General features: G+C 72.3%; 11 protein-coding genes. 2 read left to right on the top strand and 9 right to left on the bottom strand.

Annotated features, from left to right (window positions below; genetic code table 11):
• Positions 1-42: 42 nt before the first annotated feature.
• From ACF1GV_RS23330 to ACF1GV_RS23345, 4 genes are all read right to left on the bottom strand, one after another.
• Positions 43-693 carry an ABC transporter ATP-binding protein gene (locus ACF1GV_RS23330; RefSeq protein WP_391683982.1) on the bottom strand — a complete coding sequence of 217 codons (651 nt, stop codon included), beginning with the start codon at positions 691-693 and terminating at the stop codon, positions 43-45.
• An 8-nt stretch (positions 694-701) separates the two neighbouring features.
• Positions 702-1184 (bottom strand): GNAT family N-acetyltransferase, encoded by a 483-nt coding sequence (locus ACF1GV_RS23335; protein ID WP_391683984.1) that lies wholly within the window; start codon positions 1182-1184, stop codon positions 702-704.
• Positions 1185-1269: 85 nt separating this feature from the next.
• Positions 1270-2517: an Ig-like domain-containing protein gene (locus tag ACF1GV_RS23340; protein WP_391683987.1), complete on the bottom strand. Its 1248-nt coding sequence runs from the start codon at positions 2515-2517 to the stop codon at positions 1270-1272.
• 221 nt (positions 2518-2738) lie between these two features.
• Complete coding sequence (locus ACF1GV_RS23345) at positions 2739-3086, bottom strand: hypothetical protein (RefSeq protein ID WP_391683989.1); 348 nt, start codon at positions 3084-3086, stop codon at positions 2739-2741.
• 133 nt (positions 3087-3219) lie between these two features.
• Here ACF1GV_RS23345 and ACF1GV_RS23350 point away from each other — a divergent pair, with 133 nt between their 5' ends.
• A complete protein-coding gene (locus ACF1GV_RS23350) occupies positions 3220-3534 on the top strand; it encodes an LAETG motif-containing sortase-dependent surface protein (RefSeq protein ID WP_391683992.1) in 315 nt (104 codons plus the stop codon).
• Positions 3535-3619: 85 nt separating this feature from the next.
• Here the strand turns inward: ACF1GV_RS23350 and hutH are convergent, their stop codons facing one another.
• The 3 genes from hutH to ACF1GV_RS23365 form a co-directional block, all read right to left on the bottom strand.
• Positions 3620-5158, bottom strand: a complete 1539-nt coding sequence (gene hutH / locus ACF1GV_RS23355) for a histidine ammonia-lyase (protein ID WP_391684063.1) — start codon at positions 5156-5158, stop codon at positions 3620-3622.
• 104 nt (positions 5159-5262) lie between these two features.
• Positions 5263-6405 carry a diguanylate cyclase domain-containing protein gene (locus ACF1GV_RS23360; RefSeq protein ID WP_391683995.1) on the bottom strand — a complete coding sequence of 381 codons (1143 nt, stop codon included), beginning with the start codon at positions 6403-6405 and terminating at the stop codon, positions 5263-5265.
• A 222-nt stretch (positions 6406-6627) separates the two neighbouring features.
• Complete coding sequence (locus ACF1GV_RS23365; RefSeq protein ID WP_391683998.1) at positions 6628-7437, bottom strand: enoyl-CoA hydratase/isomerase family protein; 810 nt, start codon at positions 7435-7437, stop codon at positions 6628-6630.
• 226 nt (positions 7438-7663) lie between these two features.
• Here ACF1GV_RS23365 and ACF1GV_RS23370 point away from each other — a divergent pair, with 226 nt between their 5' ends.
• Entirely contained in the window at positions 7664-8299 is a 636-nt protein-coding gene (locus ACF1GV_RS23370) for a hypothetical protein (RefSeq protein ID WP_391684000.1), read from the top strand.
• A 4-nt stretch (positions 8300-8303) separates the two neighbouring features.
• Here ACF1GV_RS23370 and ACF1GV_RS23375 read toward each other — a convergent pair whose 3' ends face one another.
• On the bottom strand, positions 8304-9407 hold the full coding sequence (locus ACF1GV_RS23375; protein WP_363267515.1) for an adenylate/guanylate cyclase domain-containing protein: 1104 nt from the start codon (positions 9405-9407) through the stop codon (positions 8304-8306).
• Between the two features lie 181 nt (positions 9408-9588).
• Positions 9589-10449 (bottom strand): biotin--[acetyl-CoA-carboxylase] ligase, encoded by an 861-nt coding sequence (locus ACF1GV_RS23380; RefSeq protein WP_363267516.1) that lies wholly within the window; start codon positions 10447-10449, stop codon positions 9589-9591.
• Between the last annotated feature and the right edge of the window lie 236 nt (positions 10450-10685).

The raw sequence follows: 10685 nt of genomic DNA on the forward strand, positions 1-10685 counted from the left end.
CAGTATGCCGAGGGGTGATCAGTGCCTCAATGGGGCCCTACGTCATGAGTTGACGTTTTCCGTCACGGTGATCCGCCCCTTGCGGAGGGTCGCGACACGGGGTGCTTTCCGTGCGAGGGCGGAGTCGTGAGTGACCATCACGAAGGTCAGTCCGTGCTCCTTCCACATGCGCTCCAGCACGTCCGTCACCTCGTCGCGCATGCTCTCGTCGAGGTCGCCGGTGGGCTCGTCCGCGAGCAGCACCTTCGGCCGCTTGACCAGCGCCCGGGCGATCGCCACGCGCTGCTGCCGGCCGCCGGACATCTCGCCCGGCAGATGCCCGAGCCGCTCCCCGAGCCCCACGGAGGCGAGCGCCTCGGCGGCCCGCTCACGCCGTTCCCTCGCCTTCACCCCGAGGGGTACGAGGGCGGTCTCGACGTTCTCCTGCGCGGTCAGCGTGGAGATGAGGTTGAAGGACTGGAAGACGAAACCGATGGTCTCGCTGCGCACCCGGGTGAGGCGGGCCTCCGGCAACTTGGCCAGATCGACACCGTCGAGGACGACGTCGCCGGAGGTCGGCAAGTCCAGTCCGCCGAGCGTCTGCAGCAGCGTGGACTTGCCGCCGCCGCGAAGCGCCCGGTTGCGCGAGGACGAGGTCTGAAGTCCCGACTCCCAGGCAGCGCGGCGGACCTGAGGTCCACGCTCAACGGCCATCGCGTGCGTCAGGTGAGCCGGCGTGCGTAGCGCAGCCCTGGCCGTCCGCCGATGACCGTTTCCCCCACCGTCGTGAAGCCCGTCCCGGTCAGGACCGCCATGGACGCCGCGTTGTCCAGGGTGGTCCGGGCCGTCAGGGTCGACAGGCCGTACGCGTCGGTCGCCAGGCGGCACACCTGGCGTACCGCCGCCTTCGCCACCCCGCGGCCCGTGAAGCGTTCGCCGACGCGGTAGCCGAGTTCGGCGGTGCCCGCGTCCGCGTCCAGCAGGTTGATGCGGCCGGCGAGGGTTCCCTCGGCGTCGAGGATCACGTGGAAGTGGCAGATGCCCGCCTCCTGTTCGGCCAGGAGCGCCGCGTGGCGGGCCGGGAAGTAGGTGAAGTACGCGTCGCCGCGGTCGGGGATCGTGCGGGCGAAGTAGGCGCGGTTGGCGCGTTCGAAGGACAGCAGCGCGTCCGCGTGGTCGGGGCGGAGGCGTTCCAGGCGGATCATGCGCGGCAGCGTACGGGAGCACAAAGGCGGCCGTCCCCCAGGTTTCTCCGGGGGACGGCCGCCTATGTGGCGCGTCGGGCGGGGCTCAGAGCGCCGAGCCGGCCTTCCACTCGGACCAGCTCATGTTCCAGCCGTTGAGGCCGTTGTCCGGGGCGACCGTCTTGTCGCCGGTGTTCTGGACGACGACGACGTCACCGACGAGCGAGTGGGTGTAGAACCACGCGGCCGGGGTCGACGGGTCGTTCGCGCCCTTCGTGTCGGACAGGCCGACGCAGCCGTGGCTGGTGTTGACCGAGCCGAAGATGGACTTCGCGCCCCAGTAGTTGCCGTGGATGAAGGTGCCGGAGTTCGACAGGCGCATGGCGTGCGGCACGTCCTTGATGTCGTACTCGCCCTTGCCGTCGTCGTCGGTGAAGCCGACCGTCGCGCCGTTCATCCGGGTCTCCTTGAACTTCTCGGAGATCACCATCTGACCCTCGTACGTCTTGTGATCGGGCGCGCCGGAGGAGATCGGGATGGTCTTGATGACCTTGCCGTCCTGCGTGACCTTCATCTGCTTGGTCTTCGCGTCGACGTAGGAGACCTGGTTGCGGCCGATGTGGAAGGAGATCGTCTTCTGCTGCACGCCCATGACTCCGGGCGCGCCCTCGACGCCGTCCAGGGCGAGCTTGAGGGTGACGGTGGAGCCGCCCTGCCAGTACTGCTCGGGGCGGCAGTCCATGCGGTTGGCGTTGAACCAGTGGCAGGCGACGTCCTGGCCGCTGCTGGAGGTGACCTTGACGCCCTTCTGGACGGCCGCCTTGTTGGTGATCGCCTTGTTGAAGTTGATCGACACCGGCATGCCGACGCCGACCGTGGCGCCGTCCTCCGGCGTGAAGTTGGCTATGAAGCTGTTGGCCGGGGAGACGGTGGTGAAGGAGGCGTTCTCGTGCGCGACCCGGCCGTCCTTGTCGGTGGCCTCCGCCGCCACCTTGTAGGTCGTCGACCGCTGCAGCTGGACGCTCGGCTTCCAGCTCGTCTTGTCCGCGGACAGCTCGCCGGCGACCTGCTTGCCGTCGGTGGACGTCATCGTCACGCGCGTGAGCGTGCCCTTGCTCACCGCGACGGTCGCGGAGTTGTTGATGGAGGCGTTGTCCGAGCCGTCCTTCGGTGTGATCGTGATCTGCGCCTCGGACGACTTCTGGGCTGCCGCCTCGTCGACCTTGGCCGAGGCGTCGGTGCCGCCGTGATCGGCGGACGTCTTGTCGCCGCCGGAACAGCCGGTGAGCACCAGCACCCCGCCGAGCAGTGCGGACGCGGCCATCAGGCCGTTGCGCCGCTTACCCTCCGTCATCACACGCTTCTCCATCGTTGCCGAATCCCGAAAACCGAGTGTCCCCGTAAGAACGTTCAACGCTACGACCGGTTCGCCCCGTTCCACATTCCTCGGATGTGTGGGACACACCACGTCAGCCGGGCAGGCCGGCGGTGCGGACATCGGTCATACGCCCCCTGGGACGAAGAAACCCCGGACGGCGGTTGCCGCCCGGGGTCATGGCACTCCCCTGTGCGGCCTCAGCCGGTGTGCTCCTCGTCGTCCTCGTCCTCGTCGCCATCATCCTCGTCCAGGTCCCAGTCAGGCGAGTCCGGGTCGTAGTCGATCCGCTCACTGGACCAGGACGCCTGCTGCAGCTCCACCCCCGGCACCTCGCTGACCAGGTCGAACGGGTCGACGAGATAGGCCAGTGCCTCGGCGGTGTCTTCCGTCACAGCCCCCTCGGCCTGCGTGCGCTCCGACTCCGGCATCTCCGGGTCCCGGGCCAGGCGCCGCAGCGCCGCGGCGGTCACGGCCTGCTCGTCGTCGACCTCCAGCACGAGTTCCACGCGAAGCCGCACAAAACGTGATGTCTCTTCAGTGGTCATGCCGGGAGCGTAAGGCTCCTCGCTCCCACAACTTTCCCGCGACCCGCGCCTTTCATTAGCATCGCCCCAAGCATTGGCCCGCGCGGCCAATTCGCCGGCCAATTCGCCAGCGCCACAAGGGGATCGATAGTCCGTGTCATCCGCCCGCCGCTCGTTGCTGACCGCCACCGCCGCGGCGACCCTTCTGGGCGCCCTGTGGTTCGTCCCGTCCGCCAACGCGTCGTCCGAGACTCCGGCGAGAGAACAGGACACGACGACGACACAGGCCCGGGCGGCGACCAGTGCAACGGACGCCTCCGCCGTGGACGGCTCGGGGCTCTCCGGCCCCCAACTCGCCGACACCGGCAGCCCCGACACCACGCCGTACGTCGTCGGCGGCAGCGTCTTCCTCTCCCTCGGCGCCGGCTTCGTCGTGTACTCGGTACGCCGGGAACGCCTCGGCTTCTGAGCCGCGGCGGACGTCCGGCCGCCGCCGGACGCACCGGGGCCCTGCCGCACCGGGAGTGCGACAGGGCCCCGTCGGCGAAGGCTCGCTACTGCAGCGCTCCGGTGACGGACTCCACCGCCGCGACCAGCCGCCCGTCGCGCACGAACGCGTCCGCCGCGGCCAGGTCGGGTGCCAGGAACCGGTCCGGGCCCGGCCCCTCCACCCCGGCGGCCCGTACGGCGTCGATGACGGCCTGCGAGGCGGGCGCGGGTGTCAGACCCTCCCGCAGCTCGATCGCCCGCGTCGCCGCGTACAGCTCGACGGCGATCACGCGCGTGAGGTTGCCGACGGCGGTGCGCAGCTTGCGCGCGGCCGACCAGCCCATGGACACGTGGTCCTCCTGCATGGCGGAGGAGGGGATGGAGTCGGCGGAGGCCGGTACGGCGAGCCGCTTCATCTCGCTGACCAGGGCGGCCTGCGTGTACTGCGCGATCATCAGCCCGGAGTCCACGCCGGCGTCGTCGGCGAGGAACGGCGGCAGCCCATGGCTGCGGTTCTTGTCGAGCAGCCGGTCGGTGCGCCGCTCGGCGATGGAGGCGAGGTCGGCGGCGGCGATGGCGAGGAAGTCCAGCACGTAGGCGACCGGGGCGCCGTGGAAGTTGCCGTTGGACTCGACCCGGCCGTCGGGCAGCACCACGGGGTTGTCGACGGCGGAGGCCAGTTCCCGCTCGGCGACCAGGCGCGCGTGCGCGAGGGTGTCCCGGCCGGCACCCGCGACCTGCGGGGCGCAGCGCACCGAGTAGGCGTCCTGCACGCGGGGCGCGTCGTCCTGGTGGTGTCCGGTCAGGCCGGAACCCTTGAGGACGGCGAGCATGTTGGCGGCGCTGGCGCCCTGCCCCGGATGCGGCCGGATGGCGTGCAGCTCGGGTGCGAGCACCTTCTCGGTGCCGAGCAGGGCCTCCAGCGACAGGGCCGCGGTGACGTCGGCGGACTTGTACAGCCGGTCCAGGTCGGCGAGCGCCATGACCAGCATGCCGAGCATGCCGTCGGTGCCGTTGAGGAGCGCCAGGCCCTCCTTCTCGCGCAGCTCGACGGGGGCGATGCCGTGCGCGGCGAGCAGCTCGCCGGCGGGCGCCACGACGCCGTCCGGGCCCTCGGCGTCACCCTCGCCCATCAGCGTCAGGGCGCAGTGGGACAGCGGGGCGAGGTCGCCGGAGCAGCCGAGGGAGCCGTACTCGTGAACGACGGGGGTGATCCCGGCGTTGAGGATGTCCGCCATGGTCTGCGCGACCTCGGGGCGGACACCGGTGTGGCCCGAGCAGACGGTCTTCAGCCGCAGGAACATCAGGGCCCGGACGACCTCCCGCTCGACCCGCGGTCCCATGCCGGCGGCGTGGGAGCGGACGATGTTGCGCTGGAGCTGGGTGCGCAGCTCGTGGCTGATGTGGCGGGAGGCCAGGGCGCCGAATCCGGTGGAGACGCCGTAGACGGGGTCGGGCTTGGCCGCCAGCGCGTCCACGATCCCGCGGGCCGCGGCGAGGGCGGCCACCGCCTCATCGGAGAGCTCGATGCGGGCGCCGTCACGGGCCACCGCGAGAACGTCGGACGCGGTGACCCCGGACGTCCCCACCACCACAGTGTGCATACTCATATTCAGGAGCGTACGCACTGAAGATGAAGATGTCACCAGTGGGTCGGGGTTCCGCCCCTTACCGAGGGCACTTCCCACGGGCGATCCGAGGGCACTTCCTACAGGCGGCCCCGGAAGGCGCGGCGCTCGCCGGCCGCTTCCGTCGTGGGCTGGTCCGCCAGTCGGATCACCGGGTCGTCGGGGCCCTGCTGGCCGGCCACCACCGGACGGGTGGAGCGTTCGGCCTTGGCACGGTACTGGGCGGCGTCCGCGAGACGGAACAGGCGACGGGCCGAGTGCAGCGGGCCGATCGGCTTCTCGGTGGAGGCGACGCCGCAGGCCACGCCCTCCCCCAGTTCCAGCTCGGCGGCTCTTCGGCACAGCTCGTCGGCGACCTTCACCACGTCCTGGGCGGGCGGGCCGACGGCCAGCAGGCAGAACTCGTCCCCGCCGAGCCGGGCGGCCAGCGCCCCCGGCAGCATGGCCCCGCACAGTGAGAGCACCGAGCCGAACCGTTCCAGCAGGCGGTCGCCCACCGCGTGGCCGAGGGTGTCGTTGACGTGCTTGAGCCCGTTGACGTCGCACACCACCAGGCTGACCACCGCGCCCTCCCTGCGGTGCCGCTCGATCGCCTCGTCCAGGCGGGCGTCCACGGCACGGCGGTTCGCCAGACCGGTCAGCGCGTCCGTGAAGGCCAGCCGGCGCGCCTCCTGCAGCCGCTCCGTCTGCGCCAGGCCTGCGGCGGCCACAGAGGCCAGCACGGTCGCGAAGTCCGCGTCGCCCCGGTCGAAGACGGCTGAGCCCGCCCTGCGCGCGACGTAGAGCTCGCCCCAGGCGCGGCCGTGCATGACGATCGGCGCGACCACACAGCTCCCGCGGCCCCGGCGGCGCAGGGCTGCAACCCGCTGGTGGCAGTAGCCGGCGTGGCCCGCGGTCGGCCCCTCGGCGGTCTCCACCCAGGCGTTGGGCTCGCCGCCCGACGCCCAGCGCTCGTGCAGGAACTCGGTGATCTCCGGGAACTGGTGGACGGGGTACGTCTCGTCCACCGGGAACTCCTCTTCCTCCGGAGCCCGGTCCCCGACGTTCACCAGGACCCGCAGCCGACCGAGGTCCCGCTCCCACACCGACAGCGCGGCGAAACTCCCGGCCAGCGCGCGGCAGCCCCCGAGCGCTGCCGCGCGCCACGACTCCCGCGGGCTGTGTGCCGCGGCCATCCCCTGTGCCAGGGCCACCACGGCGGTCAGGCGCCTGTCCTCACCCATTGCTCCAGGCTAGGGAGGTTTCGGCTGAATCGGTGCGTTAATGGGGCGAACAGGTGTGTGTGGTGCGGGTTGGCTGTGTGTGACCGTACATGGGGGCTGCGCCCCCGGACCCTCCGGTGTGGGGGCGTCTCGGTTCGGGGTGCGGGGCGCCTGTGGCTGGTCGCGCAGTTCCCCGCGCCCCTGACGATGCTGCAGTCACCCTCGGCACACAGGCTCCCGCCCTCACTCTCCCGGCCATTGTGGCTTGCGCTTTTCGTTGAAGGCCGCCACGCCCTCCGCCCGGTCGCCGGAGAACGCGACGGAGCGCCAGGCCGCGTCCTCGACCTCCAGGCCGGCCCGCAGATCCAGTCCGTGCCCCAGGCGCAGGGCCCGCTTGGCCGCGCGCAGCCCCACCGGGGAGTTCCCGGCGATGCGCGCGGCCAGCGTCAGCGCCTCCGCGCGGTCCTGCCCGGCGTCGACCAGCTGGTCCACGAGCCCCAGCTCGGCCGCCTCCGCGGCCTCCACCCGACGGGCCGTGAAGATCAGCTCGGCGGCCTTGGCCGCGCCCACCCGCCGCGGCAGCAGCTGGGTGCCGCCGCCGCCCGGAATGACGCCGACCGACACCTCCGGCAGCCCCACCACGGCCGTGCGGTCGGCCACGATCAGGTCACAGGACAGCGCCAGCTCGAAGCCGCCGCCGAGCGCGAACCCGTGCAGGGCCGCGATCGTCGGCACCGGCAGTTCCAGCACCCCGGTGTACGCACCGCGCGCCACCGGACGCTGCCGTACCAGATCGGCGTCGGAGAAGGAGTTGCGCTCCTTCAGGTCGGCGCCCACGCAGAACGCCCGCTCGTGCGTCGACGTCACCACCACCACGCGTACGTCCCGGTCGGCGCCCAGGGCCTCACAGGCGGCGGCGATCGAGCGGGCCATCTCGGTGGAGACCGCGTTCATGGCCTTGGGCCGGTCGAGGGCGAGCTCCGCGACATGCCGGGCACCCTCGTCACCGTGCCGCCGCACCAGCACGAACTCCCCGAACCGCTCCTCGCTCATGACACCCTCCCGGTTAACGCGGGTTAACAGAAGACAACGGCCCGATCATCGCAGGCCGGGCCGGTCCGGGAAAGGGCCGGACCCGGGTCGCACGAACCACCGAGGCCCACCGATTACCCGTTCGAGTGACATCCCGCCCAAATCCGTGTCCTCCGTCCGAGGGAGCGCATACCGTGCGTCCGCCACGGCGCATCGGGGGCGCAACCGCAGAAGGGGGAACGCCGCGATGACGGAGATACCGACAGAGACACCGACGGAGACTGAGGAACAGCAGGCGCACGACACCGTCGGCGGCCGGCACCGCCGCCCCCGCCACCGCCGGGTGCTGCTCGCGGTCGGTGGTCTCGCCCTGGCCGCCGGTGCGCTGAGTCTCGTACGGCTGGCCCCCGAGTCCGGCGTCCCCGGCCTCGGTACCGCGCAGACCGGCCCCCGCGCCGACCACGACACGGGCCGCCGTACCGTCACCGAGCGGTCGGCCGACACCGCAGCCACCGTCTCGGCCACCCCGCGGCCCGGCCCCTCCGCCGCGGACGTCATGGGCGGGGCGAGCGCCGCACCGATCGCCACGGCCTCGGCCACCACAGCCGCCGGGCGCGGCCCGTCGGCCGTGGCCGTCCCGTCGTACTCCGTCCCGGTCACGCAGCCGTCCGCCACCGGGGTGCCCGGCTCCGGGCGGACGTCCGCGCCGCCCGCCGACCCGCCGGCGTCCACGCCGGCACCGGCCCCGCCACCCCGCTCGCCCGCGCCGAGCCCGTCCCACTCCACCGCGCCGACTCCGCCGCCGGCCCATCCCGACGAGCCCGGCCCGGGGCTGTGCCTGCCGATCATCGCCGTGTGCCTGGGGTCGGGGCTCCTCGGGTGAGCTGCTACGCCCTGCCGTCGTCGCGCCGGCCGAGCAGCCAGGGTGCGACCACACCGAGTCCGCGCACCGGGCGCTGGTACATCGGCTGCAGCGCGAAGCGGTACGTCGGCGGGTCCTCGCCCTCCTTCTCGGCGGCCGCCGCCCGCTCGGCCGCCTCCGCCTCCGAGGCGGGCGCCTCCCCGGTGCGGATCAGCTCCTCCGCGAAGGCGCTGTCGACGAGGACGGCGTCCCGCGGCGCTATCGAGGTCAGCCGGGACGCCAGGTTGACGGTCGTACCGAAGACATCGCCCATACGGGTGGTCACCGTGCCGAACGCCATGCCGACCCGCAGCTCCGGCATCGTCTCGTCGTTCGCCATCGTCTCGATCAGCCGCTGCCCGATCTCGGCCGCCGTGCCCGCGTCGTCCGCCGCGAACAGCACCTCGTCGCCGAGGGTCTTGATCAGCCGACCGCCGCGCGCGGCCACCAGGTCGGCGGCCGTCGTCTCGAACGCCTCGACCAGCTCGCCGAGCTCCTCTTCCTCCATACGGCGGGTCAGCCGCGTGAACCCGACCAGGTCCGCGAAGCCCACCGCGAGGCGGCGGTCCACCATCTCCTCGTCGTCCGCCGCCTGGACGACCCGGCCGGTCGCGGCGGCGAGCTGGCGGCGCCAGACGTAGACGAGGAACTCCTCCAGCTCCGGCAGCAACAGCTCGACCAGCGGATACGTGACCTCGGTGCGGGTCATGCCGGGCTCGGGCGGCTCGGTCAGACCCTCCAGGAAGGAGTCGATCTGCCATTCCGCCAACCGGGCGGTGGTCTGGCCCGTCGATCGGGCCACCTGCACCGCCATCGCCTCGCTGAGCAGGCCCGCCTCGACCAGGCCGGCCAGCCGGCGCAGGGCCAGCACGTCGGCCTCCGTGAGCGCCTTCGCCTGGCCGATGTCGGCGAAGCCCATGGCCCGCCAGAAGCGGGACGCCAGCTCCATGGAGACACCGGCGCTGCGGGCCGCCTGAAACGGGGTGTAGCGCCGCTCGGCGCCGAGGATCAGCTGTTCCAGGCGCAGCGCGAGGGGGTCCTCGCCGGAGTCGGTGGCATCGGGCCCGGAGCCCGAGTCGTCGACGGTCACGCCTGCTGCCCTTCCGATCTGCCGAGGTCAGGTATCGACCGGCCTCCAACTTTACGGCAGGTGTGCGCCAGCTCACTCACTCCTTGAGGGCCGGGGGTGAGGTGAGGGCGTTGCGTGTCACCCGGCGTCGATGTGGCCGACCGCAGGGGGCATGTCTGCTTCGACTCAGCCCAACCCACACTCACGCCGGGCGCAAGTGGACGATGTCGCCCGCTCCGACCGGCTCCTGCACCCCGTTCTCCGTTGCCAGCACCAGGCGGCCGTCACCGTCGACCGCCACCGCCTCGCCCACCAGGGACCGATCCCCCGGCAGCTCCGCGCGGACCGTCCGCCCCAGCGTCGCGCAGCCCGCCGCGTACGTCTCCTGCAGGCCGCACGCCGACGGGTCGCCCTCCGCGTCGCGCCAGCGGCCGTACCAGTCCTCCAGTGCCCGCAGGACCCCCCGCAGCAGCGGGTCACGGTCCGTGCTCACCGCTCCGGCCAGCGCCAGCGACCCCGCCTGCGGTACGGGGAGTTCCTCCGCCTTGAGCGTGACGTTGATGCCCACGCCGACGACCACGCCGCCCTCCCCGGCCCGCTCGGCGAGGATGCCGCCGGCCTTGCGTTCCTCGCCGCCGACGGTGACGAGGAGGTCGTTCGGCCACTTCAGGGCCGTGTCGACGCCTGCCGCCCGGGACAGGCCGGTGGCCACCGCGACCCCGGTCAGCAGCGGGATCCAGCCCCAGCGGGCGACCGGGACGTCGATCGGCCGCAGCAGGACCGAGAAGAACAGGCCCGAGCGCGCAGGAGCCGTCCACTGCCGGTCCAGGCGGCCGCGGGCGGCCGTCTGCTCCTCGGCGACGAGGATCGCGCCCTCGGCCGCCTTGCCCGCCTCCGCGCGGGCGACCAGGTCGGAGTTGGTGGAGCCGGTGCGCTGCACGACCTCCAGGTCCGACCACAGGCTTCCCTCGCGCACCAGCGCGCGCCTCAGCGCCGCGGCGCTGAGGGGCGGGCGGTCGAGGTCGGACCAGCGGCTGTCGTCTGATGCATCTCGCGGCGTCATGCAAGCCACCCTAGGTGTGGGAAACGCCGCACTGCCGACCGTGGGGGGCAGCACTACGCTACGGATGAGTAACCGTCCCCCCTTTTGAGCAGGCAGGGAGCCGCGATCCCGATGTCCGAGCCGGAAGAGATCGACCTTCACACGACCGCGGGCAAGCTCGCGGATCTGCAGCGCCGTATCGAGGAAGCGACGCACGCCGGCTCGGAACGCGCCGTCGAAAAGCAGCACGCCAAGGG

Source organism: Streptomyces sp. NPDC014006 (assembly GCF_043088925.1).
GTDB lineage: Bacteria > Actinomycetota > Actinomycetes > Streptomycetales > Streptomycetaceae > Streptomyces.